A 26,205-nucleotide genomic window follows, 5' to 3' on the forward strand; every position below is an offset into this window, starting at 1 on the left:
GCAAACCGACTCCCACAATCCGTTGGTTGCAGCAAGCCTGTATAGAACGATGAGCGCAGGAGCGTGGGAACGATCAGGCAGTCGAATGTCACTCCTCAGCCGACAGACGCCAATTGCCACTACCCACGCGCCCTGTCACAATCGCGAATGATTCTCTTTAGTTCGATTCTTCTCATCGAGGCCGTTCGTGTCGTCAGTCCCAAGCCCTCATAGCGAGATCGTTGGTGCGTTGTATCGCGATCATCGCGGCTGGCTGCTGGCCTGGCTACGGCGCAATGTCGCCTGTCCGCAGCGTGCTCAGGACCTGAGTCAGGACACGTTCGTGCGCTTGCTGGGCCGTGACGAACTGCAGTCGCCCAGAGAGCCCCGAGCGTTTCTGGCGACCATCGCCAAAGGCTTGATGTTCGACTATTTCCGCCGTGCTGCGCTGGAGCAGGCGTATCTCGGCGAGCTGATGCAGGTCCCGGAGGCCGAACAGCCCTCGCCCGAAGAGCAACTGTTGATCCTGGAAGACCTGAAAGCGATTGACCGCCTGCTGGACACCTTGCCCGGCAAAGCGCGCGCAGCCTTCCTCTATAACCGCCTGGACGGGCTGGGCCACGCCGAGATTGCCGAGCGGCTGGGCGTGTCGGTATCGCGGGTCAGGCAGTATCTGGCCCAGGCCATGCGTCAGTGTTACGTGTTGCTGTATGGCGAGCCGACATGAACACCCGACCGGTATCCGCCCGCGTACTGAACGCGGCCATCGAGTGGCAACTGAATCTGGACTCGGCCGACGGCAACGACGGCGAGCGTGCCGAATTCGCCCGCTGGCTGGCAGCGGATGAGGAACACGCACGCGCCTGGAGCCAACTGGGCATGGTCAATCAGCGCTTTGCCGTGCCCTCAGGTCCGGCGCGCAAGGCCTTGCAACAATCACCCGGTGCTCTGCGACGCAGCTTGCGCAAGCTCGGCGGCGGTCTGGCTGGCGTGTTTCTGGCCTGTGGTCTGGCGCTGTTCACCGCTGATCGTTACCTGGGGCTGGACTACTGGCTGGCCGATCAGCGCACGGCGACCGGCGAACAACGCGACGTGCGCCTGGCCGACAACACCCTGATTCGCCTCAACACCCACAGCGCAATCGACGTGCGCTTCGATGCCAGACAGCGCAGGGTCATTCTGCAGGACGGCGAAATACTGGTGCAGACCGGCGATCATGACGACCCTCGGCCCTTCATCGTGGAAACCCCGGACGGCAAGATGCGTGCGCTCGGCACGCGTTTTCTGGTCAGGCGCGACGCAGACGGAACGTTGCTCAGCGTGTTGCAATCGGCTGTCGCCGCCAACGCCCGTGATCTTCCTCAGGAACAGATCCTGCGCGAAGGCCAGCAGATTCGCCTGACCCGAGACAGCCTGGGGCCGCTGCTCGCGCTGCCAATGGGCGCAGACGCCTGGACGCGCGGCATGCTGGTGGTGGACAACGCTCGCCTGCAGGACATGCTGGCGGAGTTGGGCCGTTATCGACAGGGGCATCTGGGTGTCGATCCGCAAGTCGCAGACCTGCGCATCACGGGCAGCTTCCCGCTGACCGATACCAACCTGGCGCTCAAGGCGCTGCTGCCGACATTGCCGGTGCGTATCGAGCAGCACACGCCGTGGTGGATCACGGTGCTGCCCAGACATGACGCTGCGGCTGCAAAACCCTGAAACACAGCGGCAAGGCTTCACCCTGCGCCGCGCTGACACTTTTGCGATTTCATGCGGCTTAGGTTTTGTACGAAAAGTCGGCGAGCGAAGGTCAGGCAAGGCAAAAACAGGCGAGGAACGGCCGGGGTCGCGTTCGACTCTACGTGTTGTAAATGAGCATTCCGAGCCTGTTTTTAACGCAGCATCACCGAGCGCAGCCACTTTTCGTACAGAGCCTAGCCTTAACGAGCCCTGTCCTTTCGTCTGTGGATACCCCATGAAAAGCCAAACCGTGCGTCGCTGGTCTGTCGTCCATACCTGGAGCAGCCTGATCTGCACACTGTTCCTGTTGATGCTGGCCATCACCGGCCTGCCGCTGATCTTTCACCACGAGATCGACCACCTGCTGGGCGATGCGCCGCATTACAAGGACATGCCGGTCGACACGCCGCACCTGAACCTGGAGCAACTGGCCAGGGCGGCCGAAGCGCATCGTCCGGGTGAAGTGATGCAGTACTTTGGCTGGGATGACGAAGAACCGAACGGCGTGATGGCAATCACGGCGGCAACGGCTGGCACCGAACCAAACTCGTCCCACACCTTCGCGCTGGATGCGCGCACCGGCGAAGCGCTGGAAATGCCCTCGGCCAATGGCGGGTTCATGATGGTCATGCTGCGCCTGCACGTGGACATGTACGCCGAACTGCCGGGTAAACTGCTGCTAGCGTTCATGGGGCTGCTGTTCGTGGTGGCGATTGTGTCCGGGACGGTCCTGTACTCGCCGTTCATGCGCAAGCTTGAGTTCGGCACGGTCCGGGCCAGCAAATCCACACGCACCCGCTGGCTGGACCTGCATAACCTGATCGGCGTCGTGACCCTGACCTGGGCGCTGGTGGTGGGCGTCACGGGGGTAATCAGTGCCTGCGCCGACCTGCTGATTGCCTCGTGGCGCAACGACGCGCTGGCCACCATGATTGCGCCCTACCGCGACGCGCCACCCCTGACTCAACGCGCACCGGCCACGCGGCTGCTGGAGATCGCGGAATCGGCGGTGCCCGGCATGCAGGTCGACTTCATCGCCTTTCCCGGCACGCGCTTCTCCAGCGAGCATCACTACGCCGTGTTTCTCAAGGGCAACACGCACCTGACCGCGCACCTGGCGACCCCGGTGCTGATCGACGCGCAGACCCTGAAAGTCACCGCAGTGGTCGAACGGCCCTGGTACATGGACGCGCTGGGCATGTCACAGCCGCTGCATTTCGGTGATTACGGCGGCATGCCGATGAAGATCCTCTGGGCCATGCTGGACGTGCTGACCATCATCGTGCTCGGCAGCGGCGTTTATCTGTGGTGGGTCAGACGGCGTGCCGCCCGCACAGTGAGCATGGGTCAGGCGCAGGTAACGCAATGAGTGGCAAGCCGTCGCGGTTCTGGAACACCTTCGCCAAGCCTGCATGGATCGCGCTGCTAACGGGGGTAGGTCTGTTCGCGGCGCTGCTGGGTGATGGCGCATGGGATGCCCTGGCGTGGGCAGGCATGGGGGTCGCGGCGGGGTTGAGCGTCAGAGGATTGCTGACTCGGCGGTGATGACATCGGTAGGTGCTGTATTCATCGTTCCAGAACGATTTCAGTGGATAGCCGCCTCCCACAGAATCTGAATTCAGCCAGCCTCTACGGTTTCAGACCCGCTTTGCGGGCTATTCACAACGTGCGTATGAAAGATGAGCGCATAGCCCGTGCATGATCGGAATGCTTGTGACCCATGATTGTTACCTCCGATTGCAGTCCCGTCCCTCGCTGACTAGTCTATGGGACTGTCCCAGCGAGGAACACTCATGTCTGCGCCCACGATGACGTTGTATTTCAACGCCGCTTCTCCCTTCGCCCGCAAGGTGGTGGTGATGCTTCACGAAACCGGTCAGTTCGACCGTGTGCACTTGCATCCCACGGTACTGACGCCTGTCAATCCGTCTGCCGAACTCAATGACGACAACCCGGCAGGCAAGCTCCCGGCCCTGCGCCTGGCCGATGGCAACGTGATCCACGACAGCCGTGTGATCCTTGATTATCTGGACCATCAGCATGTCGGCAATCCACTGATCCCGCGCGAAGGGTCGGCGCGCTGGCGGCGCCTGACCCTGGCATCACTGGCCGACGCATTGCTCGACGCTGCTGTACTGATCCGCTACGAAACCTTCCTGCGGCCTGCTGAAAAGCACTGGGACCTGTGGCTGAACAGCCAGCAGGGAAAAATCGAGCGCACCCTCAGCTATTTTGAGCAGGACGCCATTACCGAACTCAGCTCGTCATTCGATGTGGCGTCCATCAGCGTCGCAGCGGCGTTGGGTTATCTGGATTTCCGCCAGCCCGACCTGCGCTGGCGTAGTGCCTACCCTCGCCTGGCGAGCTGGTATCTGGAGGTCAGCCAGCGCCCTTCGATGCTGGCAACTCAGCCACCGGCCTGAGGCTGCGTGATCGGTTGTCGGGGCATGCACGGGATCGTGGCGGCTCCGGTAACTGACTGACGATGATGGAGATCAGGCAGCGCGCCCGTGCCTGATCCTCGCGCAAACCGAGCCATTTACTCATGGCGCACCTCCAGACCGGCATCGAGCGGCTGGCTCGGGCGACTGATCGCAATGCCATACCAGTCCAGCTTGCGGGTCAGCACCATGAACACGGCCAGCAGGCCAAACAGCAGCAAAGCGCCCATCAGCAACGCATAATCTTCAGCACTGAGCAGGCCGTAGAGCAACCCGTACAACGCCGTCAGCCCGGCCGCAAAGCCCGCCCCATGACCCACGCTGCGCAGCACGTGACTGACATAAAAACCGATCAGACACACACAGGCACTCGCCGACAGCACGTAGGCCATGGCAAAGCCCAGATGCTCGGACAGCGATAGCAACATCAGGTAGAACAACGCCAGCGCCGCGCCCACCAGTGCGTATTGAACCGGGTGCACCGCCATACTTTTAAGGACTTCGAAAAGGAAGAATCCGGCGAACGTCAGCGCGATGAACAACAGCGCGTATTTGATCGCTCGATCACTCTTGAGGTACTGATCCACAGGATCGACAAAACTCACACCGAAGCTGCGGCTCTTGAAGTCTTCACATGCCTGCGCTGTCAGGCAGCGGCTGAGCGCGTCTTCCAGATTGGTGGAAAAGAACGAGGCCTGCCATGCAGCACTGAAGCCCTGATCGGTGATCTCGCGCTGGGTCGGCAGGTAATTGCCGATGAAACTGGGGTGTGGCCAGTCGGCGTTCAACTGCACGCGGCTGGACTTGCCCACCGGCGCAACCTCGAATTGGCCGGTGCCCTGCAAACGCAGATCGAACGCGAAATCCAGCGTGACCTGCTCGCGACCTTCCAGCATCGGCAGGTTGGCACTCACGCCTTCGCCCAGCCACTCGACTCGTGAACCGGGCAACAGGTCCAGCGTCTGTCCGTTGATCTGCAGTTTGGGAGCGCTTTCGATACCCCGAATATCACTGATGCCCAGCGCCAGATAAGGCTTCTCGAAGGTGTAATCGTCAAAGTCGCCCGTCACACCTAACTGCTCAGGCAACACGAACTGGCCGCTGATGTGGTTATCGGCGTGATAAAGACGCGCCTCATAGATGCCTCGGGCGCGCAGCTCGGTCTGCACCTTGCCATCGAGTTCGAACCGCTCCGGCAGAAAGTACAGATACCCTCGCTCAGAGGCGTTTTCAACATAACGCTCTTCGGTCTGGGCGTTGGTTTTCGAGATCCGCACGATCTTGCGATACGGCACGACCAGAATCGGGCCAGTCAGACGCTGACTGAAGCTGGAACTGCGCGCAATGTCCTCAAGCACCCCGTCGCGTTGCAACTGTCGGTCTGTGATCAGACTGCCGATCATCAACAATGGAATCAGCAACAGCAGGATCAGCAGCGCAATGGTGCCCAGTTTTACAGCCAGATTTCGGTTCATGGGGCTCTCCCTGTTTTTCGATGGGGAGAGTCTGGAATGGGCATGTGGAGACAGGATGGGGGTTGTGTGGAGATTGTGTGGTGGTGCACCACACTTTCAGCCGCGTTGTCCTGGGCAGTTCACGGGCATGTGGGATTTATTAGAGGGCAGACGGCAGCAACAGCCTCACCTCGACCCCGCCCTCGACATTCCCGATGTGCATTTCACCTGCATGCAACTGCACGACTTCTTCTACGAAATTCAGTCCCAGCCCAGTGCTTTTGCGGCCGCTGTCCGGACGCGGCAGGGAATAGAAACGTTCGCTCAGCCGAGGCAAGGCGTAGTCGGGAATCGGAGCGGCGTCGTTGTACAGGGTGAAAAGGATCCGCTCACCATCACGCATGGCCTCCAGACTCAACCTGCCATTGACGGGCGTGAAATCCAGCGCGTTGTCGATCAGATTGGCCAGCGCCTGGCTCAACAGGAAGCGCTCGCCCAAAAGCTGCAGGCCGGGATCGATCTGGATGTCGATGCGCAAGCCCTGACGTTCTATGCGCGTATTTCTGGCCGTCAGCAGTTCATCGATCAGATCGGCCAACGCTATCGCGACCTTTTCTTCCAGACCCTGGCGCTGTTCGACCATCGCCAGGTTCAGCAGCCGTTCGATCAGTTGCTGCAAACGGGCGCTTTCGCCCTCGATGTTACTGACGAAACGTTTTCGCTGTTCGCTCGGCATCTCATCCTGCAACAGCTCGGCAGCACCGCGGATCGCCGCCAGCGGGCTTTTCAGTTCGTGGGTCAGCGTGTGCACGTAGCGCTCGACGTAAGCTTTGCCTTCCAGTTGAGTGCGCATGTGTTCGACCGCCGCAGACAGTTGCTCAAGCTCGCCACCCCGATAATGCGGCAGCGCTGCGCGACGTCCTTCACTGACGGCCTGGGCATAGCCAGTCAGCCGTCTCAATGCCGAACCCAGCCACCAGGAAAACAGGCCGCCCATGCAGAGGCCCAGCACCATCAGGCCGCCGCCGTACCACAGCAGCCTGCGCTCGGCGCGGTCAACGTAGGGTTGCAACGAGCTGTTGGGTTTGGCGACCGTGACCACACCGATGATCGCCCCTTGATCGCGAATCGGCGCACCGACGTGCATCACCGATGAGTTAGGGTCGTCCGGGTCACTGCGGGTCGAACGCGCACCGTACTCGCCCCGCAAGGTCAGGTACACGTCATTCCAGCGCGAGTAATCCTGACCCACCGCCTGATCGCTGGAGTCGAGCAGGACGATGCCGTGGGCGTCGGTCACGTAAATGCGGTTATTGACCTGATTCTTGGCCAGCCCCCATATATTCGCAGCAGGCTGACGCAGACCGTAGGCCTTGAGTGCGTCTGGCAAGCGGCTTTGGTTCAGGGTGCCGTTCTTGACATTGTCATGAAGAATCTCGGCCAGCAGATTGGCCGTGTCTACAAGCGTTTCCTCGGTGGACTGACGCACGCCGGGACGCACTTCCTTCATCACCGTGTTGAGCACGAAGTAGCCGGTCAATGCGATGAACACCGCGTAGACCAGAAAAATCCGCATGCTCAACGGCATCAGCTATGGCCCGGGCTGAAGCTGTAACCTAGGCCGCGATGGGTCTGGATCGGCTCGGCATCGGCCGCGACGACACGCAGCTTGGCACGTACGCTCTTGATGTGGCTGTCGATGCTGCGCTCGTAACCTGCATCCGCCGCAACCCCCATCGCATCAAGCAGTTGCTCGCGGCTGAACACGCGCTCGGGCTGGGCAAGCAGGCACTGCAACAGGCGGAATTCGTGACGGGTCAGGCTCAACGGCTGGTTGCGGTAGCTGATCTGGAAACGCTCAAGATCAACCGTGAACGGCTGGTTTTCCGAAACCGTGACAGAGCGCGGCTGCATGCGTTTCAGGATCGCCCGAACCCTTGCAGCGACCTCTCGCGGGCTGAACGGCTTGACGACATAGTCATCCGCGCCGATTTCAAGCCCCACGACGCGGTCGATTTCAGCGTCGCGCGCGCTCAGGAAAATCACCGGCACGTCGCTGAAACGCCGTAGCTGTTTGCAGGCCTCGAACCCGGTGATATCCGGCAACCCGATGTCCAGAATGATCAGATCGGCCGGCGACACGCGCTGCTGCTCGACGGCCTCCTGGCCCAGACTGAGCCAAGAGGTGGTAAACCCTTCGCTTTGCAGCACATAGATCAGCGTGTCGGCAATCGCGGCTTCGTCTTCGACAATCAATATGTGCGGCATGGCATCCGGGCGCTGGGAGAGAGGGCGAAACGTTGCGCGATTTCAGCCCTCTGCGTCAATCAGCAATCGGGTTTATCAGCGGTATAACGGCGCGCCGGATTGACCGCTGCGTCGAACTCGCGCAGCGCCTTGGCGCCGATCAGCAACGGGTAGTTGAAGTGGCTGCGGTCCACCAGATTGACCTCAACAGTGCGCTTCTTGTCACCCAGGCACAGCTCCATGTCCACCACCGGGCGCTTGGTCGGGTCGATCACTTCGTCGTCTTCGTCATCGCCCTCGGAGCGGCCCTTGATCTTGCTGATCCGCGAGACCTTGTGCTCGTAGACCTTGCTGTCGGCGTCCTTGGTCGCCAGACGGAAACGCACCCAGTCATCGCCATCACGCTTGAACAACTCGATGTCTTTGGCCGACAGCGAAGCGGTCAACGCACCGGTGTCCATCTTGGCCTTGAAGGTCTGGCCGACATCCACCACCTTGATGTTTTCATAGCGACCATACAGCGTCGGTTCGGCTGCCATGACAGGCAGAGCGAGCAGGGACAACAGCGCCAGAATCGGTTTCACGTGCAAGGTTCCTCACAAGGGACAACGCCTGATTGGCGCCCGGTTTTAGACAGCGAACCTGCCGTTGGTTCGGCAGCTCAGTGTTCGGCGAGCATAATCCCTCGCACGTGAAACATTTGTAAGTACCTGTGTAATTGGCGTAAAACGCGATGATCTTTATCATTGCCGGCCCAGCCCCCTCAAGAGCCTTTTATGCGCCGTGTACTCACCGGCTGTTTTGCCACCCTCCTCCTGCTGATCAACACACTGGTGCTGATTGGCCCGTTACTGGTTTTCGCCCTGCTCAAGCTTTTGTTCAGAGGCCGCATGCGGGATCACTGCTCCCATGCCGTGATGTGGATTGCCGAAACCTGGGCCGAGATCGACAAACTCATTTTCGCCGCCTGCATTGCGACGCGATGGGATATTCGCGGCGATGAGGGCCTGCGCAGCGACACGTCGTATCTGGTGATCAGCAACCATCAGTCGTGGGTCGATATCCCCGCACTCATTCAGGCACTTAACCGACGCACCCCGTTCTTCAAGTTCTTTCTGAAAAAAGAGCTGATCTGGGTGCCGCTGCTGGGTCTAGCGTGGTGGGGGCTGGATTACCCGTTCATGAAACGTTACACCAGGGCTTTTCTGGCCAAACACCCGGAACTCAAAGGCAAGGACCTGGAAATCACCAAGGCCGCCTGCGAACTGTTCAAACGCCAGCCAGTGACCATCGTCAACTACCTGGAAGGCACGCGCTTCACGCCGGCCAAGCATTCGGCGCAAGCCTCGCCCCACACCAGCCTGCTCAAACCCAAGGCGGGTGGCGTGGCATTCGTGCTGGCCGCCATGGGTGAGCAGCTGGATGCGATTCTGGACGTTACGGTGGTGTATCCCGGCTCAACCATCCCGGGCTTCTGGGACATGCTCTGCGGACGGGTCTCGAACGTGATTGTCGATATCAAGACCCGCGAACTGGAACCCTGGCTGTGGCAGGGAGACTACGAGAACGATCCGGTGTTTCGCGAGAAGGTACAGGGCTGGGTCAATCAGCTCTGGACCGAGAAGGATGCACGGATTGCAGCGTTAAGGCTGGAGGCACAGCAACACTAACGATTTTGACAGGTAGACAGCATGGCACCGGCTGAAGAATGCTGACCTCGAACACCTCAAGAGGTCACACTCATGCCAATGTCCGCCGCCACGCTGCTTGGTTCCTATCGCTACGATGCCCTGAATCGCCTGGCAGACTGTACGCCAGCGGGCATGGATGCTGTCAGACGCTTCTACCTGAAGGACCGTACCGCCTGCGAGCTTCAAGGACGTTCAGGACGCAGCATTGCGCAGGCAGAGCATTGGTTACTTGCGATCATCGCCACCGATGCCGCAGTCAACCAAAACGCTCTACTGGCCACCGATCAGTCACGTTCTGTGCTGCACAGCCTCAACGATCAGCAACGCCATACATGCGCCTACCCGCCTTACGGCACGTCCGCACAAACGGCACCGTCCGTGTTGACCGGCTATACGGGTCAGATACCTGATCCGGTGACCGGGCATTTCCTGCTGGGCAATGGCTACCGGGCATTCAATCCTGTTCTGATGAGGTTCAACAGTCCTGACACGGTAAGCCCGTTCGATGAGGGCGGGTTCAACGCCTACGCCTATTGCCAAGGTGACCCCGTCAACTACATGGACCCCAGCGGGCGCTTTCCGATAGGTGCTTTAGGAATGCTTTCCGTACGGTTGAGAAAAGTCCTTCCGGCGGTGGTGAAGAGGGCAAGCCTGAGCGATGAAGACGGTATCTTTCAAACGGTGCGCCAAGCGCTGGAGAGAAAAGTAGTCGCACCAGCACCGATAACCCCCACCAGAGAATACCTACGCAGCGCCACACAGGGACTGGACAAACAATCGCCGTTTGTCCAGAAGCTCGCTTCAGTCAACCTCAACCTCGCCAGTCACGGCGACACTAACCTGACATTGCAGCAGGCAATGGACTACGCCGCTTTGGCGAAACAGGTGAGCACAGGCAAGATGAGCAATTCAGGCGCTCATATACATGCGGCGGCGATGTGGGCGCAAAAGCTGCGCACCGAGGGTAAGAGCCCGACCTCTATGGTGGGACTGGCCTTCAACCTCGCGGGCGCCATGACTTCAGGAGTGCACGATCATGCGCTCCTCAAAACCGGTGCTTTATTACGCAGAGGATCATGACAGGGGGATCCGCGCCCCAGGCAATCAGCTACCCGCCCCCCACAGCCCGCTCAGGCTCTGCAGCGCGGAGCCGCTGGCGCCTTGTTGCCCCAGGTATTGCAGGATGACAGGGACGAATTGGCTGACCATGTTGCTGTCCATGCCCAGCGCCTTGAACGCGTTGTTCACGTCACCCATGTTTTGCACATTGCCCAAGGCACTGTTGAGCATCGAGTTGTCGCCTGCCTTGTTTGCGCCCAGCAGCTTGCCCAGGCCGTTAGCGCCTCCGAGGCTGTCGAGCGCAGAGACACCTGACAGTTGCTCCAGGCCGGGAACCGACTGGGCCAGTTGCGAGTAATCGTTGCCAGCCAGTTTGTTCTTCGCCAGCCCCAACAATGCACCCGTCCCGCCTACCGCCTGTTCGGGAGTGACATTGAGTTGGGAGCCTAGCGCGTTCAGCAAGCCGGCCGCCTCGGGTGCGGCTGTAGCTTTCTGATTCCCGCCGGTGGCGTTGGAAACCGCATTCGCTGCGTCATTCAGGTTGAAGGCAAACACCGGGCTTGCTGCCAGGCCCATCAACGTTGCCAGTGCCATCACGCGTGCAGTCTTCATTCGGTCAACCTCATCAAACTGAACCGCCCGTGAGTGGGCGGTAAAACAGACGTTTTGACTGAGTGAGCCAAGGCTTGTTCCCGATGCCTCACAGGAGATAGCGGTTATTTCCGATTGTGACGTGTGAGCATGACGTCCAGACGGGCATTACCTGACAGTTCTGATAGCTAGGCTGCGATCAAAGTCATGCACACACTGAACCTCAATGGTCCGTGCCACCGAGGAAAGCCTGATGACTTCCATCGATTCTACCCTGCTGTGCCGTTACAGCTACGACCCTGGCGATCGTCTGGCAAGCGCTTCGCGTGCAAATCAGGACACTGCGCAGCATTTCTATATAAAGAATCATTCGACTATGCAGATTCAAGGTCAACACCGAAATAGACAGCTACACGTGGATGGCTACTTGCTGGCGCAACAGAATCAGCAGGATCATCAAGCCAGCTTTACGCTGCTTGCCAGCGACCAACAGCGTTCCGTCATTGCGATGCCTGGGGCCAGTGTTTCGTATACGCCGTATGGCAACAGGAACTCATCGGCCATCCCTCCAGACCTACCGAGTTTCACCGGGCAGCATGCGGACCTCGTGACCGGGCATTACCTGCTGGGCAATGGCTATCGGGCGCTTAATCCGGTATTGATGAGGTTCAACAGTCCGGACAGTTTGAGCCCGTTTGGTGAAGGTGGATTTAACGCGTATGGTTATTGCTCTGGGGATCCGGTCAACAGTGTGGATGAGAACGGACATCTAACAACCAGAGTGTTAGCCAGCATTTTCAAAGGATTAAGACCCTCATCGACGGTTAGAAACAAAACCAGCATAACTCGACATGCGTCTGTATTATCGCCGGAATCGAATTCGGATGTTAAAACGCTTGCTGGAATGATACAGGGTGATGTAACCAACAACGTCTCAGAAAGAGTGCATAAGGTAAAGTCTCTCGGCAAAGTCCCTAGCACAAAGGACGGGCGACTTATCAAAAAGAAACCTAAGCACTACAAGGAGCGCTTGAAGCAGGCTGGTACGTTCAGCGAACCAGAGCAGAGAGCCATACAGCTGCAGATGCGCCCCCTTCCTCCCACTCCTGATGGCCGATGGCTCCGCACCCGTCCGAGCCACAAGAGAACAAACGAAACGCACGTGTATGAACAGGTCTCATCCGAATATCTCCAGGATGCAACCGAGGTCATGAGCAATGCCATGCGCCCAAAAAAGCGAATAGACATCGTCTTTAGCGAGACAGAAACCGCAACAATTCGAGGCTCGAACCAAGCCGTGACACCTGGCGATTCTGATAGCTAGGCTGCGAACCGGACTTCGAGCAGGCTCAAACCTGAACGATTCACGCCAGAGAAGGTAAGCCCCATGAGCTCGATCGCACCGGCCCTGCTTTGCCGTTATCACTATGACCCTCTGGATAGGCTGGTCCTCAGCGCACAGGCGGGACAGGAGAGCGTGCAGCGTTTTTTTCAAAAGAACCGCCTGACGACACACCTTCAGGGCCAGGCGCAGCGCACACTGCTGCACGCTGATGAACAGTTGCTGGCGCTTCAGCCTGGACAGAATCAAACGACAACGTCTGTATTGCTCGCGACCGACCAGCAGGCATCGGTCATTGTGACACCTGAGGAGAGGGCTTCATTTACGCCGTACGGTCATCGGCATCCTCAAGCCAAACTCATGGATCTGCCCGGCTTTACAGGTCAGCAGGCAGATCCGGTAACCGGGCACTATCTGATGGGTAACGGCTATCGGGGGTTCAACCCGGTGCTCATGAGGTTCAACAGCCCGGACCGTTTGAGCCCGTTTGGCGACGGTGGTTTGAATGCCTATGCGTATTGCAAGGGGGACCCGGTTAATCAGATAGATCCGACAGGGCACATACCTGCGTTCATGAAGCCTTTTCGCAAATGGCTAGCGCGCATGAATACACCGCCTCCGGAGGCTAAAGACGCCTTCGTGCGCCTGGATCTGAGCAATAAACGAACCGTAAAGAAAGAGATTAATATCTACGATCACGATATCGGGCCAGGACAAAAACAGCTGGTCGTTAACGCACATGGCGCACTCCCCGGTATTGCCGATAACAGCACGCTGTACGCGGACCATCAGTACATCGGTGCAGAGCATCTGAGCGCTGAACTAAAGAAACAAGGCGTCGTGTTCGAAAACTACAAAAGTGCTCACATCATCGCGTGTCACTCTGCAGACACCAGTATGCCGTTCGCAAAACAATTCTCACGTCAAACGGGCCTCCCCACGTTGGGCTACCAGGGTGTTGTCAATGCTGAAGAAAAGCTGAGTGGCGACACCGTCACAATCGAAATCATGCGTAAGAATCTGTTCGTGCGCTCTTCTTCAAAAGAACACAAAGCGCGTGGCGCAAGGTTTAGCTATGCACCCGTCTGGTTTGGCCGACGCGACTCGTCCACTGCCCTGTAATCTGGAGCGGGCAGCCTGAGCTGCCCGCCCACCGACATCACGCTGCGCTGAACAACTTGTGCGGATCAATCACAAACTTCTTCGGTACACCCGCATCGAACTCGCCGTAGCCACGCGGTGCATCATCAAGGCTGATGACTTCGACGCCGACCACGTCAGCGATCTTGATGCGATCCCACATGATGGCTTGCATGAGTTGGCGGTTGTACTTCATGACTGGCGTCTGCCCAGTGTGGAAGCTGTGGGATTTGGCCCAGCCCAGGCCGAAACGGATGCTGAGGCTGCCCATCTTCGCAGCAGCGTCCACGGCCCCCGGATCTTCGGTAACGTAAAGGCCGGGAATACCAATCTTGCCAGCCACGCGAACCACGCCCATGAGCGAGTTGAGTACGGTTGCGGGCGCTTCCGACTGCGCACCGGCATGGCCGTGGCCTCGGGCTTCGAAGCCTACCGCATCGATGGCGCAATCCACTTCCGGCTCGCCCAGCAGCGCTGCGATCTGCTCGTGCAACGGCGTGTCCTGGGACAGGTCGGCAATCTCGAATCCCTGAGCCTTGGCGTGAACCAGACGGGTCGGATTGACGTCACCGACGATCACCACGGCTGCGCCCAGCAGACGCGCCGACGCAGCGGCTGCCAGACCGACCGGCCCGGCACCCGCCACATAGACCGTGCTACCCGGCCCTACACCGGCAGTCACTGCGCCGTGGTAGCCGGTGGGCAGAATGTCGGAGAGACAGGTCAGGTCGCGGATCTTCTCCATCGCGGCGTCGCGATCCGGCAGTTTGAGCAGGTTGAAGTCCGCATAAGGCACCAGCACATATTCCGCCTGGCCGCCGACCCAGTCGCCCATGTCGACATAACCATAGGCACCACCGGCGCGGGCAGGGTTTACGGTCAGGCAGACACCGGTGTGCTGTTCCTTGCAACTGCGGCAGCGGCCGCACGCCACGTTGAAGGGCACGGAGACCAGATCGCCGACTTTCAGATGCTCCACGTCACGGCCGGCTTCGAGCACTTCGCCAGTAATTTCATGACCGAGCACAAGCCCGGTCTGGGCAGTGGTGCGGCCGCGAACCATGTGCTGGTCCGAGCCGCAGATGTTGGTGGACACCACGCGCAGGATGACACCGTGTTCGATGCGCTTGCCGCGTGGATCTTCCATTTTGGGGAAAGGAATGCTTTGCACTTCGACCTTGCCAGCGCCGAGATACACTACACCGCGATTACCAGACATGCTTTCACCTCGCTTTTATTGTGTTGTAGCGGAGAAATGCGCTGCTTTGATGGGTGTTACGGCAACGCATCGATTGCTCTGGGTTGCTTGTGTCGTAACTTGCCGAGAAACCATGACGGTGGGAGGAGCTTGCCCGCGATGCCTGTTTTCAGGCGACCTGCGGATAACCGGTCTGACGCCATCGCCGGCAAGCCGCCTCCCACGGTTCGGTGATTCCTGTGATTGTGTTGTGAAACCCTACAAAACCACCGTCCTGTTGGCGTTGAGAAACACCCGCCGTTCAATGTGATAGCCCACTGCGCGAGCCAGTGTCAGCCCTTCAATGTCCCGGCCCTTGGCGATCAGGTCTTCGGGGTAGTGACTGTGATCGACCACTTCGACGCCCTGCGCAATGATCGGACCTTCGTCCAGGTCGTTGTTGATGTAATGCGCCGTCGCCCCCACCAGTTTCACGCCCTTGTTGTAGGCCTGATGGTAGGGCTTGGCCCCTTTGAAACCGGGTAGCAGCGAGTGGTGAATGTTGATCGCCTTGCCATCGAGCTTGCGGCACAGATCCGGTGACAGCACTTGCATGTAGCGGGCAAGGATCACCAGTTCGGCACCCGATTCTTCGATGACCTGCCAGACTCTGGCCTCCTGCGCAGGCTTGTCGTTGGGGTCGAGTGGGAAATGGTAGTACGCAATTCCATGCCACGCTGCCAACGGCTCAAGATCGGGGTGATTGGACACCACCGCGACCACGTCCATGGACAGCTGATTGATGCGCTGGCGGTACAGCAGGTCATTCAGGCAATGGTCCGCCTTGGAAACCATGATCACCACTTTCGGCCGGTAGTTGGGTGCCGTCAGTTCGAAGATCATGCCGAACGCACTGCCCCGCTCGGCCAGGCCTGCCCGGAAACCTTCCTCGTCGAAGCCTTCTGGCTGACGAAATTCGACGCGAATGAAAAAGCGCCCCGACAGGCGATCATCGAACGAATGGTGCTCGGTCACGTAGCAACCCTGCTCGAACAAAAAGCGGGTCACGGCATCCACCGTACCCAGCACACTGGGGCAGTCGGCAGTCAAAATCCATGTATCGGGGGCACGACTCATTACGCGATTACTCCTGGATCCTCATCGCCTGTCAGGTCTTTGCAAAGACGCTGGATCAGACACCACTCACTTCACGCCTGAATACTCAAACCATATTCTGCTGACGCATCCTGCAACCACAGCCACCAGTAATCGGCGAAGCTGCGACGAATCAGCAACTCCCAGGTTTCTTCGCCCGTGCGACGGATCACCAGTTGCGACTTGGCGAACACCGTGCCGACGGCCTTGCCCACCGGAAAGTTGTCCGGGTGTACGTCGTAGCTGGTGGACTTCATCAAGACCTGACGCACCTTTGGCCCGGTCAGCTCAAGGATCGACTGGCCGCCGCTGACGTTGACGATTGCGATGTGCAAACCGGCCAGCGCTTCACGCAGTTTCTGTTCGGCAGCAAGCTCTTCGCCGGTCGGTACGATCAGCAGCCACTCATCCGGGCCCATCCACTGCAGCGAGCTTTCACCCCGGGTGACCAGCATCAGTGCGGCAGGCAACTCCATACCGAGCGCCTTGTGCACGCCAGCGGCAAACGCAGGATCGTGGGCATCACCCCGAAGGGTCAGATGGCCCAGCAATTTCTTCTCGCGCAAAAACACACCCGGATTGGCGCGGCCTTTGCCGACGAGGCTTTCAAGACTCGCATGGAACAACGGCGACTCGGCTTTGACGTCGGTGGTCGGGCGTTGTGGGTAAACATTGACTGTGGTCATGGATCACCTGCTTTGAATTCTGTTGTACAGCCCAGCGTGCGGAAACGACCGTTTATTCGACGTTCTGATGATCGCCCTTCGGATCGAAGAACACCGACGAAACGATCTCGGCTTCAATCACGCTGCCATCGGCCAACGGTGCGAATACCCGTTCGCCCATGCGGTTCAGGCCGCCCTTGACCACGCCCAGCGCGAACGAATAGCCCAGCGAGTTGTGCGCGTAGCTGGAGGTCACGTGACCGACCATGCTCATCGGGATTGTCTGCTTGGTGTCGAACACCAGTTGCGCGCCTTCCGGCAGCCATTTGGTCGGATCAACCGGCTTGAGCCCGACCAGTTGCTTGCGCTGTTCGCGCACGCAGTCTTCCCGGTTCATGCCGCGCCAGCCGATCCATGAAAACGGCTTGGTACGACCGACACACCAGCCCATGTTCAGGTCGTCCGGCGTCATCGAGCCGTCGGTGTCCTGACCGACGATGATGAAACCCTTCTCGGCCCGCAGCACGTGCATGGTTTCTGTGCCATACGGTGTCAGGTCGTACTGCTTGCCTGCCTCGATGATCTTTTCCAGTACGCCCATCGCGTAGTCGGCCTGGACGTTGACCTCGTAGGACAGCTCGCCGGTAAAGGAGATGCGGAACACCCGGGCCGGTACGCCTGCGACCAAACCTTCTTTCCAGGTCATGAACGGGAACGCTTCGCGGCCCAGGTCGATATCGGTGACTTCACTGAGCAGTTTGCGGCTATTGGGGCCGGACAGCGTCAGGGTCGCCCAGTGGTCGGTCACCGACGTGAAGTACACCTTCAGGTCTGGCCATTCGGTCTGCTGATAGATTTCCAGCCATTGCAGAACGCGTGCAGCGCCGCCGGTGGTGGTGGTCATCAGGAAGTGGTTGTCGGCGATGCAGGCCGTCACGCCGTCATCGAAGACCATGCCGTCTTCCTTGCACATCAGGCCGTAACGCGCCTTGCCCACGTCCAGTTTGGTCCAGGCGTTGGTGTAGATGCGGTTCAGAAACTCACGGGCATCGGGCCCTTGAATGTCGATTTTGCCCAGTGTCGAGGCATCCAGCAGACCCACGCTGGCGCGCACAGCCTTGCATTCGCGGGCGACGGCAGCGTGCATGTCTTCGCCATTTTTCGGAAAGTACCAAGGACGCTTCCACTGACCGACGTCCTCGAACTCGGCACCGTTTCGCACATGCCACGCGTGCAACGCAGTGAAACGCACCGGCTCGAAAACATGCCCGCAATGCCGACCGGCAATCGCGCCGAAGGTCACCGGCGTGTAGTTGGGACGGAACATGGTGGTGCCCATTTCCGGGATCGACACGTTCAGCGAGCGAGCGGCAATGGCCAGACCGTTGACGTTACCCAGTTTGCCCTGATCGGTGCCAAAACCCAGCGCGGTGTAGCGCTTGACGTGTTCGACGGACTCGAAGCCCTCACGGGTCGCCAGCTCGATAGCGGCTGCGGTCACATCGTTTTGCAGATCGACGAATTGCTTGGGCGCACGAGCGGTACCTTTTTCGTGCGGTACCTGGAACAGCGCCAGGGTCGGTTCTTCAGCGCGGGTGAGGGCTTTGGGCATGACGCCTTCGACCACCTTGAAACCCGCTTCGCTGGCCGCGCGCACGCCACCTTCGAAACCATCCGCCAGGCTGTCCGCCAGGCTGTAGACACCATTTACGCCGCCGACACACACTCGCCTCTGCGGCGCTTCGCCCGGCACGAAACCGAGAATGTCTTCACGCCAGACCGGCTTGCCGCCCAGGTGCGATGCCAAGTGAACGATCGGGCTGTAACCGCCAGAGCTGGCCACCAGGTCGCACTCCAGCCATTCACCGGGACTGGTCACGTTGTGTGATTTGACGTCGATGGCGGCGACACGTGCAGCCGTCACGCGCTTGGTGCCCCGGGCTTCGATCACTGCGCTGCCGGTCAGGATGCGAATGCCTTTGGCGCGCGCCTCTTCCACCAGCGGACCACGCGGGTTATGACGTGCATCGGCAATCGCCACCACGGGCAGACTGGCGTCGAGCCAGTCCAGTGCAACGCGATAGGCATGGTCGTTGTTGGTGGACAGCACAAGCTTTTTGCCCGGTGCCACGCCGTAGCGACGCACGTAGGTGGAGACCGCGCCGGCCAGCATATTGCCGGGCACATCGTTGTTGCCGTAGACCAGCGGACGTTCGTGGGTGCCGGTCGCCAGCACCACGCGCCTGGCACGGACGCGGTGCATGCGCTGACGCACCATGCCGATCGGCGCACGGTCGCCGAGGTGATCGGTCAGGCGCTCGTGAATCGTCAGGAAGTTGTGATCGTGATAGCCGTTGACCGTGGCGCGAGGCAACAGGGTCACGTTACGCAGGCCTTTGAGCTCGGCAACCACAGTAGCGACCCATTCAACGGCCGGTTTGCCATCCAGGCTCTCACGGCTGTCGAGCAGGCTGCCGCCGAACTCCTCCTGCTCGTCGGCCAGAATCACACGAGCGCCACTGCGCGCTGCAGCCAGCGCTGCCGCGAGGCCTGCAGGGCCTGCGCCGACAATCAGCACGTCGCAGTGCTGGTTCATCGCATCGTAGCTGTCAGGGTCGTTCTCGGTCGGCGAGCGGCCCAGGCCTGCGGCCTTGCGGATGTACTTCTCGTACGTCATCCAGAACGACTGCGGGTACATGAACGTCTTGTAGTAGAAGCCCGGCGGCATCAGCTTGCCGCCGACCTTGCCGAGAATGCCCATCACATCGTTGTTCACACTCGGCCAGCCATTGGTGCTGGTCGCGACCAGACCCGAATAGAGAGCTTGCTGAGTCGCTCGCACGTTGGGAATCTGCGTGGCTTCGGTCGCGCCGATCTGCAATACGGCGTTCGGCTCTTCGGAACCTGCCGCGAAAATGCCGCGTGGTCGCGAGTACTTGAAGCTGCGACCGATGATATCAACACCATTGGCCAGCAGCGCGGACGCCAGGGAGTCACCCTCAAAGCCCTGATAGGTCTGACCGTTGAAGGTGAAATTCAGCACCTTGCTACGGTTGATACGGCCGCCGTTGGGCAGTCGGTTGTTCTGGCTCATACCTTGTCTCCCTTGTCCGTGAACTGCGGCTTGGCGCCGATCGGATAGGTCTCGAGAATCTCGTAGGTCACGGTGTTTCGCGTGGCGTTGAAGTACTGACGGCAACCGGCTGCGTGAATCCACAGCTCGTGGTGCAGGCCACGCGGGTTATCGCGGAAGAACATGTAATCGCCCCACTGCTCGTCAGTGCAGGCACCCGGATCGAGCGGACGCGGAATGTGCGCCTGGCCTGATGCGTGAAATTCCTCTTCGGAGCGCAGTTCGCCACAGTGAGGACAGAAGATATGCAACATGGGTATTTCTCCTGTTTAGTGGGCGACCGCGGCTGCGCCGTGTTCGTCAATGAGTGCGCCGTTGTGAAAACGATCAATGGAGAATGGCTTGGCCAACGGGTGCATCTCGCCTTTGGCCAGGCTTGCGGCAAATACGTTGCCCGAGCCTGGTGTGGCCTTGAAGCCGCCCGTGCCCCAACCGCAGTTGAAGAACATGTTCGGGACCGGCGTCTTGGAAATGATCGGGCAGGCATCCGGCGTGGTGTCGACGATGCCGCCCCACTGGCGGTTCATGCGCACGCGCGACAGCACCGGGAACATCTCGACGATGGCCTGGATGGTGTGTTCGATCACCGGATACGAACCGCGCTGGCCGTAGCCGACCCAGCTGTCGATACCGGCACCGATCACCAGGTCGCCCTTGTCGGACTGGCTGATGTAGCCGTGTACGGCGTTGGACATGATGACGCTGTCGATGATGGGTTTGATCGGCTCGGACACCAGCGCCTGAAGCGGATGAGACTCGATCGGCAGACGGAAGCCGGCCAGTTTGGCCATGTGGCCCGAGTTGCCTGCGGTCACAACGCCGACGCGCTTGGCCCCGATGAAACCCTTATTGGTTTCGACACCGATGCACACGCCGTTTTCCTTGCGAAAACCGATCACTTCGGTCTGCTGGATCAGGTCCACGCCCAGTGCATCGGCGGCACGCGCAAAGCCCCAGGCCACGGCATCGTGACGGGCAACGCCACCGCGGCGCTGAACGGTCGCGCCGATGATCGGGTAACGGGTGTTCTTCGAGCAGTCCAGATACGGAATTTCTTGCGCAACCTGCTGGCCGTTGAGCAACTCGCCATCCACGCCATTGAGGCGGTTGGCGCTGACACGGCGCTCGGAATCACGCATGTCCTGCAGGGTATGGCAAAGGTTGTACACGCCACGCTGGGAGAACATGACGTTGTAGTTCAGGTCCTGTGACAGGCCTTCCCACAACTTCATCGCGTGCTCATACAGGTGAGCCGATTCGTCCCACAGGTAGTTGGAGCGCACGATGGTGGTGTTACGCGCCGTGTTGCCGCCGCCCAGCCAGCCTTTCTCAACCACGGCAACGTTGGTGATGCCATGCTCTTTGGCCAGATAGTAGGCCGTGGCCAGACCGTGCCCGCCGCCGCCAACGATGACCACGTCGTACACCTTCTTCGGGGTCGGCGTACGCCACATGCGCTGCCAGTTCTCGTGGTGGCTGAGGGAGTGCTTGAGAAGGCCGAAGCCTGAGTAATGCTGCATGTAGGGCTACTCCTGACTCAGCGATAAACCGGGAAATCGGAACACAGTGCGGCGACCTGACTCGCAACGTTGGCCTCGACATCGGCGTCACCGAGGTTGTCGAGGATGTCGCAGATCCAGCCCGCCAGTTCGATGCACTGAGTCACCTTGAAACCGCGACTGGTCACCGCCGGGGTGCCGATACGCAGACCGGACGTCACGAACGGCGATTGCGGGTCGTTGGGCACCGAGTTCTTGTTGACGGTGATGTGCGCACGCCCCAGTGCAGCGTCGGCGTCCTTGCCGGTCAGGCCCTGACGGATCAGGCTGACCAGAAACAGGTGGTTGTCAGTGCCGCCGGAAACGACATCGAAGCCGCGATCAATGAACACCTGTGCCATGGCCTGGGCGTTATCGATCACTTGTTGTTGATAGGCTTTGAAACCTGGCTCCATGGCTTCCTTGAAGCACACAGCCTTGGCGGCGATGACATGCATCAGCGGGCCGCCCTGACCGCCGGGGAACACGGCGGAGTTGAATTTCTTTTCGAGCTCTTCGTTGGCCCTGGCCAGAATCAGGCCGCCACGCGGGCCGCGCAGGGTCTTGTGGGTCGTGGTGGTGACGACGTCGGCATAAGGCAGCGGGTTCGGGTACAGGCCTGCGGCCACCAGACCTGCCACGTGAGCCATGTCGACTAACAGGTAGGCACCGACCTTGTCGGCGATTTCCCGGAAGCGCGGGAAATCCAGCGTCTTGGAGTAGGCCGAGAAACCGGCAATGATCATCTTCGGCTTGCTTTCCAGCGCGAGACGCTCGACTTCGTCGTAGTCGATCAGGCCGGTGTGAGTGTCGATGCCGTATTGCACAGCGTTGTACAGCTTGCCGGAGAAGCTGACTTTCGCGCCGTGAGTCAGGTGACCGCCATGGGCCAGGCTCATGCCCAGCACGGTGTCGCCAGCCTGCAGCAGCGCCAGATAGACCGAAGCGTTTGCCTGACTGCCGGAGTGCGGCTGGACGTTGGCGTAATCGGCACCGAACAGTTGTTTGGCGCGCTCGATGGCCAGTTGCTCGACCTTGTCGACATGCTCGCAACCGCCGTAATAGCGCTTGCCGGGATAGCCTTCGGCGTACTTGTTGGTCAGGCCGCTGCCCTGGGCCTGCATGACGCGCTTGCTGGTGTAGTTCTCCGAGGCGATCAGCTCGATATGGTCTTCCTGACGCTGCTCCTCGGCATTCATCGCCGCCAACAGTGCGTCGTCATAACCCTGGATCTGGTCTTGCTTGCTGAACATCGCGGTTCTCCCAGCGGCGGCGCTGCGCCTGTCTTATCGGTAGGGCGTGTGAATTGCCCCCTGGAAGCGATGGTATGGCCGACGACGCCCGCCCAGATGCCTACGGACGCCACACAAAGGTGCGTTTACGACATTGCCCGGATCGGCCCCACTGATCGTTCCTCCGGCTCCGCGCTCCGACGCGAGCACGATTGGAGACCGAGGGCGCGGACTTGTCCGCAAAAAGCCCGTTGCATCCGACGCAAACGTAGCGCATGAGCGCAATCAAGGCAGAGCACCTGCCAGTTCTGACAGTAGACGGGGGCAGACGCAGAAACCTAATCTGGCGATGTAAAGCGGTCGATGGCGCTGGAACAACAGAGCCTGTAACAACGCGGACAGATCACTCTTTTTTATTCAACGGACTGAATTCGCCGACACCTGGAAGGAGACCATGATGGGCCTGATCGCAAGAACGCATACCCTGACGCCAGCACTATGGAAAGCGCTGAGCGCTCAAAAAAGCCACCCGATGCCCGCTCTCGATCCGTGGCTCTTCCTTTCTCAGGGCGTGCTTCATGATTCGAATCTGCTAGGCCGGGTCAAGCTGAGGACTATCCAGGAACTGCCTACTCTCGAGGCGCTGGTCACGGTCTACATCGAGGGCATGGAGACGACACTTACCACCACAACGTCGATAACCGACGCCAGGCTTTACGCGACCACTCAAGACATCATTCATCAGAACGATGTCTTTAACTCCGTTATCTTCAAGGTCATTTCCTATTCAGATGGCACCGTCATAGCCGACATCTACCTGTGGGAAATACCCGCGCCCGTCGCACCCGACGCCATCGAATCGGACACACCTCTTTACCTGCCTAAAGGTTCGACGTTTTACGAGGGTGAATCCGAGCAAGATATTGTGATGGACAGAACCATCAGAATGTCTGAAGACCACCGCGCCGCGATCAATATCCGGACCGTTGAAGGAAGAAGCTACTCAATAACCGTAACGGCAGCTGAAGCGGTCCGGTGTGCAGTGCCGGGCGACTATTACGTGGAGAGCGGTTCGGCTGAACTGTCCGTGGTGTACGGCGTAACCACGCTGTCTGAAACGCCGTTCACACCGGTCATCCAGCATACGCCTTTACCCGCGGGGCCGGCCCCGACCCCGAATTCACCAGCGCAAGCGTGAGAAACGCCAAGGTGTCGTCGCAACCCTGGCGTATGAGCGATGGCGGTCAGCTTTTCGGCGTAACCAACGCATCCGCCCGGAACATGCCGCGAATCCCGCGCACCGCCTGACGAATCCGGTCCTGATTCTCGATCAGCGCGAAACGCACGTGATCGTCGCCGTACTCACCGAACCCGACGCCGGGCGAAACGCACACCTTGGCTTCGGCCAGCAGTTTCTTGGCAAACTCCAGTGACCCCAAGTGTGCATAAGCTTCAGGGATCTTCGCCCAGACGTACATCGACGCCTTGGGATTTTCGACCATCCAGCCCAGTTCATGCAGGCCTTTAACGAGCACGTTGCGACGCTGGCGATATTGCTCGGCGATGTCGAGCACGCACTGCTGATCCCCTTCCAGCGCGGCAATGGCGGCCACCTGCAGCGGCGTGAAGGTGCCGTAGTCGTGATAGCTCTTGATCCGCGCCAGCGCATTGACCAGTTCGGGGTTGCCGACCATGAAGCCGATCCGCCAGCCCGCCATGTTGTAGCTCTTGGACAGGGTGAAGAACTCCACGGCAATGTCCTTGGCACCGGGAACCTGCATGATGGACGGTGCTTTCCAGCCGTCGTAGACGATGTCGGCGTAGGCCAGGTCGTGAACCACCAACACGTCGTACTGCTTGGCCAGGGCCACGACGCGCTCGAAGAAGTCCAGTTCTACGCACTGCGCGGTCGGGTTGGACGGGAAGCCCAGAATCATCATTTTCGGCTTGGGAATCGAGCCGCGAATGGCTTTTTCCAGCTCGGCGAAGAAATCCACACCCGGCACCAGCGGCACAGAACGCACCTGGGCACCGGCAATCACCGCACCATAGATGTGGATCGGATAGCTAGGGTTGGGCACCAGCACAGTGTCGCCCTGATCCAGCGTGGCCAGCATCAGGTGCGCCAGGCCCTCCTTGGAACCGATCGTGACAATGGCTTCGTTTTCGGGGTCGATATCGACCTCGTAACGTTTCTTGTACCAGTTGGAAATCGCCCGACGCAGACGCGGAATGCCACGCGAAGTCGAGTAGCCGTGAGTGTCTTCACGTTGGGCGACGGTCACCAGTTTTTCGACGATGTGCGGCGGCGTGGCCCCATCGGGGTTGCCCATGCTCAGGTCGATAATGTCCTCACCACGACGACGGGCGGCCATCTTCAGCTCGGCGGTGATGTTGAACACGTAAGGGGGGAGTCGATCAATGCGCGCAAAGCGGCGCGGCGAACCTTGGTCAGCCATGAGAATCTCGCAGACGTAAGCGCCCGGAACCGTCCGAGCGACGTTGGCCACATGAGGCGGCCTGCTGCGGAAGATAAATGCAGTAATGGCGTTTTGTCTATAGCGATACGCTGATCGTACCTACACTCCGCGCTCATTGTTATACACACGTCTTGCTGCAAGCAGCGGACTGTGGGAGCGGACTTGTCCGCGAATGCTGTCGTTCAGTCGATGAATATTCGTCGGATGTAATGGCCTTTTCGCGGACAAGCGGAACGCCGCCCGGTCCGCTCCCACTAAGCTTGATGCCCGACAGCGCTACGTCGAAGACGTGGTTAGGCCTCCAATGGGTACGCATCTCAGGACGATCCACGTCCAGACGTCACCACAGCAACACCTCACGCAACCCCAGCAACGCCAGAAAATGCAGCGGGTAGATCGCATACGCCCAGCGCCGCATCGGCATGACCCTGAAACCCGGTTTGCTCCGCAACATCGCCAGGCCCAGCACCGGCGCAAGCAGACACGCGATCAGCGAACCGATGGAAATCGGATCCCCCCACGCAGCACCGGCAAACATCTCGGGCCAGGCATTGCCCGCCACGCAGAACACAGCCGGAAAAATCGCGTAACCAAGCGATCTGTCGAGCACCCAAACAAACACCAGGGGCAGCAACACGCCCGCCACCCCGAACATCAGGTATTGCTGAAACATCACCGCCAGCAGCAACGCGACAATCGCCATCACCCGCGTCACGGCCGTACGGTGCTGCCAACCCTGCGCAATCAGCAAGCCGAGCAGCAGCGTCGGCATGACGTTGAGCACCGTTGCATCGGCCATGAACAGGCGATAGGGAATCTCTGACAGCGCAGCAAACGCCAGCAACCACAAGAGGTATCGCCATTGCACACGCGGCGCGACCACCGCCGCGCTGCGCCGTGAAAGATTGACCGCAATGGCCAGGCAGAAAAAGGGAAAGGCAAAACGCCCCGGCACATACAGCTCGTTGATCGACCAGCCTACGTAGCGCAGATGATCGAGCACCATGCTCAGCATCGCCAGCCACTTGAGCAGGTCCAGCGCCTTGTTGCGTCCCGGCAGAAAAGGCGGGTTGGAAAGATCCATAGCACTCCTGATGTTATCCGCGCGTCACGTCGTCGAGACATGACCGCACCCCTCATTATTCGGTACAGT

24 protein-coding genes are annotated in these 26,205 nt (G+C 59.7%); 10 read left to right on the top strand and 14 right to left on the bottom strand.

All coding sequences use genetic code 11. The features are described 5' to 3' along the window. Positions 1 to 187 precede the first annotated feature (187 nt). The 5 genes from H8S56_RS11930 to H8S56_RS11950 all read left to right on the top strand — a co-directional run bounded on the left by H8S56_RS11930 (position 188) and on the right by H8S56_RS11950 (position 4,130). On the top strand, positions 188 to 706 hold the full coding sequence (locus H8S56_RS11930; RefSeq protein WP_187518744.1) for an RNA polymerase sigma factor: 519 nt from the start codon (positions 188 to 190) through the stop codon (positions 704 to 706). Beyond that, positions 703 to 1,686: a FecR domain-containing protein gene (locus tag H8S56_RS11935; RefSeq protein WP_187518745.1), complete on the top strand. Its 984-nt coding sequence runs from the start codon at positions 703 to 705 to the stop codon at positions 1,684 to 1,686. The genes H8S56_RS11930 and H8S56_RS11935 overlap by 4 nt, the downstream gene beginning before the upstream one ends. A 256-nt stretch (positions 1,687 to 1,942) precedes the next feature. Then, the gene (locus H8S56_RS11940; protein ID WP_187518746.1) at positions 1,943 to 3,076 is read left to right on the top strand and encodes a PepSY-associated TM helix domain-containing protein; all 1,134 of its coding nucleotides are present in this window, start codon (positions 1,943 to 1,945) and stop codon (positions 3,074 to 3,076) included. After that, on the top strand, positions 3,073 to 3,252 hold the full coding sequence (locus H8S56_RS11945) for a hypothetical protein (protein ID WP_024685150.1): 180 nt from the start codon (positions 3,073 to 3,075) through the stop codon (positions 3,250 to 3,252). Before H8S56_RS11940 ends, H8S56_RS11945 begins: the two co-directional genes overlap by 4 nt. A 248-nt stretch (positions 3,253 to 3,500) precedes the next feature. Beyond that, positions 3,501 to 4,130, top strand: a complete 630-nt coding sequence (locus H8S56_RS11950) for a glutathione S-transferase family protein (protein ID WP_187518747.1) — start codon at positions 3,501 to 3,503, stop codon at positions 4,128 to 4,130. 116 nt (positions 4,131 to 4,246) lie between these two features. On the opposite strand, the gene creD is transcribed toward H8S56_RS11950, so the two are convergent. The 4 genes from creD to rloA2 all read right to left on the bottom strand — a co-directional run bounded on the left by creD (position 4,247) and on the right by rloA2 (position 8,433). Next, complete coding sequence (creD, locus tag H8S56_RS11955) at positions 4,247 to 5,623, bottom strand: cell envelope integrity protein CreD (protein ID WP_024695451.1); 1,377 nt, start codon at positions 5,621 to 5,623, stop codon at positions 4,247 to 4,249. Positions 5,624 to 5,762: 139 nt separating this feature from the next. Beyond that, entirely contained in the window at positions 5,763 to 7,190 is a 1,428-nt protein-coding gene (gene creC / locus H8S56_RS11960) for a two-component system sensor histidine kinase CreC (protein WP_187518748.1), read from the bottom strand. Further along, a complete protein-coding gene (creB, locus tag H8S56_RS11965) occupies positions 7,190 to 7,870 on the bottom strand; it encodes a two-component system response regulator CreB (protein WP_187518749.1) in 681 nt (226 codons plus the stop codon). The genes creC and creB overlap by 1 nt, the downstream gene beginning before the upstream one ends. A gap of 59 nt (positions 7,871 to 7,929) precedes the next feature. Next, complete coding sequence (gene rloA2, locus H8S56_RS11970; protein ID WP_024685145.1) at positions 7,930 to 8,433, bottom strand: retropepsin-like aspartic peptidase RloA2; 504 nt, start codon at positions 8,431 to 8,433, stop codon at positions 7,930 to 7,932. 192 nt (positions 8,434 to 8,625) lie between these two features. On the opposite strand from rloA2, the gene H8S56_RS11975 reads away from it, so the two are divergent. Together H8S56_RS11975 and H8S56_RS11980 are read left to right on the top strand one after the other, a co-directional pair. Continuing rightward, positions 8,626 to 9,519 (top strand): acyltransferase, encoded by an 894-nt coding sequence (locus H8S56_RS11975; protein WP_024685144.1) that lies wholly within the window; start codon positions 8,626 to 8,628, stop codon positions 9,517 to 9,519. 72 nt (positions 9,520 to 9,591) lie between these two features. Then, positions 9,592 to 10,620 (top strand): RHS repeat-associated core domain-containing protein, encoded by a 1,029-nt coding sequence (locus H8S56_RS11980; RefSeq protein WP_187518750.1) that lies wholly within the window; start codon positions 9,592 to 9,594, stop codon positions 10,618 to 10,620. Between the two features lie 24 nt (positions 10,621 to 10,644). On the opposite strand, the gene H8S56_RS11985 is transcribed toward H8S56_RS11980, so the two are convergent. Further along, entirely contained in the window at positions 10,645 to 11,211 is a 567-nt protein-coding gene (locus tag H8S56_RS11985) for a DUF2780 domain-containing protein (protein ID WP_024685142.1), read from the bottom strand. Between the two features lie 232 nt (positions 11,212 to 11,443). Between H8S56_RS11985 and H8S56_RS11990 the strand changes: the two genes are divergently transcribed. Both H8S56_RS11990 and H8S56_RS11995 read left to right on the top strand, forming a co-directional pair. Further along, entirely contained in the window at positions 11,444 to 12,514 is a 1,071-nt protein-coding gene (locus tag H8S56_RS11990) for an RHS repeat-associated core domain-containing protein (RefSeq protein ID WP_187518751.1), read from the top strand. A gap of 63 nt (positions 12,515 to 12,577) precedes the next feature. Then, the gene (locus tag H8S56_RS11995; RefSeq protein ID WP_187518752.1) at positions 12,578 to 13,654 is read left to right on the top strand and encodes an RHS repeat-associated core domain-containing protein; all 1,077 of its coding nucleotides are present in this window, start codon (positions 12,578 to 12,580) and stop codon (positions 13,652 to 13,654) included. Between the two features lie 37 nt (positions 13,655 to 13,691). Here H8S56_RS11995 and fdhA read toward each other — a convergent pair whose 3' ends face one another. The 7 genes from fdhA to glyA form a co-directional block, all read right to left on the bottom strand. Further along, complete coding sequence (fdhA, locus tag H8S56_RS12000; RefSeq protein ID WP_004880185.1) at positions 13,692 to 14,891, bottom strand: formaldehyde dehydrogenase, glutathione-independent; 1,200 nt, start codon at positions 14,889 to 14,891, stop codon at positions 13,692 to 13,694. 237 nt (positions 14,892 to 15,128) lie between these two features. Next, positions 15,129 to 15,986, bottom strand: a complete 858-nt coding sequence (gene purU, locus H8S56_RS12005) for a formyltetrahydrofolate deformylase (RefSeq protein WP_187518753.1) — start codon at positions 15,984 to 15,986, stop codon at positions 15,129 to 15,131. Positions 15,987 to 16,057: 71 nt separating this feature from the next. Continuing rightward, positions 16,058 to 16,690 (bottom strand): sarcosine oxidase subunit gamma, encoded by a 633-nt coding sequence (locus tag H8S56_RS12010; RefSeq protein ID WP_187518754.1) that lies wholly within the window; start codon positions 16,688 to 16,690, stop codon positions 16,058 to 16,060. A gap of 52 nt (positions 16,691 to 16,742) precedes the next feature. After that, positions 16,743 to 19,763, bottom strand: a complete 3,021-nt coding sequence (locus H8S56_RS12015) for a sarcosine oxidase subunit alpha (RefSeq protein WP_187518755.1) — start codon at positions 19,761 to 19,763, stop codon at positions 16,743 to 16,745. Further along, entirely contained in the window at positions 19,760 to 20,056 is a 297-nt protein-coding gene (locus H8S56_RS12020; protein WP_024685489.1) for a sarcosine oxidase subunit delta, read from the bottom strand. Before H8S56_RS12020 ends, H8S56_RS12015 begins: the two co-directional genes overlap by 4 nt. 15 nt (positions 20,057 to 20,071) lie before the next feature. Beyond that, positions 20,072 to 21,322, bottom strand: coding sequence for a sarcosine oxidase subunit beta family protein (locus H8S56_RS12025; RefSeq protein ID WP_024685490.1), 1,251 nt, complete (start codon positions 21,320 to 21,322; stop codon positions 20,072 to 20,074). 17 nt (positions 21,323 to 21,339) lie between these two features. Continuing rightward, on the bottom strand, positions 21,340 to 22,593 hold the full coding sequence (glyA, locus tag H8S56_RS12030) for a serine hydroxymethyltransferase (protein WP_187518756.1): 1,254 nt from the start codon (positions 22,591 to 22,593) through the stop codon (positions 21,340 to 21,342). Between the two features lie 433 nt (positions 22,594 to 23,026). Here glyA and H8S56_RS12035 point away from each other — a divergent pair, with 433 nt between their 5' ends. Continuing rightward, positions 23,027 to 23,770, top strand: a complete 744-nt coding sequence (locus H8S56_RS12035; protein ID WP_187518757.1) for a hypothetical protein — start codon at positions 23,027 to 23,029, stop codon at positions 23,768 to 23,770. A 46-nt stretch (positions 23,771 to 23,816) separates the two neighbouring features. On the opposite strand, the gene alaC is transcribed toward H8S56_RS12035, so the two are convergent. Beyond that, positions 23,817 to 25,031, bottom strand: coding sequence for an alanine transaminase (gene alaC / locus H8S56_RS12040; RefSeq protein WP_187518758.1), 1,215 nt, complete (start codon positions 25,029 to 25,031; stop codon positions 23,817 to 23,819). A 361-nt stretch (positions 25,032 to 25,392) separates the two neighbouring features. Further along, complete coding sequence (locus H8S56_RS12045; protein WP_187518759.1) at positions 25,393 to 26,136, bottom strand: TraX family protein; 744 nt, start codon at positions 26,134 to 26,136, stop codon at positions 25,393 to 25,395. Between the last annotated feature and the right edge of the window lie 69 nt (positions 26,137 to 26,205).

This window comes from Pseudomonas triticifolii, from assembly GCF_014358015.1.
Classification (GTDB): domain Bacteria; phylum Pseudomonadota; class Gammaproteobacteria; order Pseudomonadales; family Pseudomonadaceae; genus Aquipseudomonas; species Aquipseudomonas triticifolii.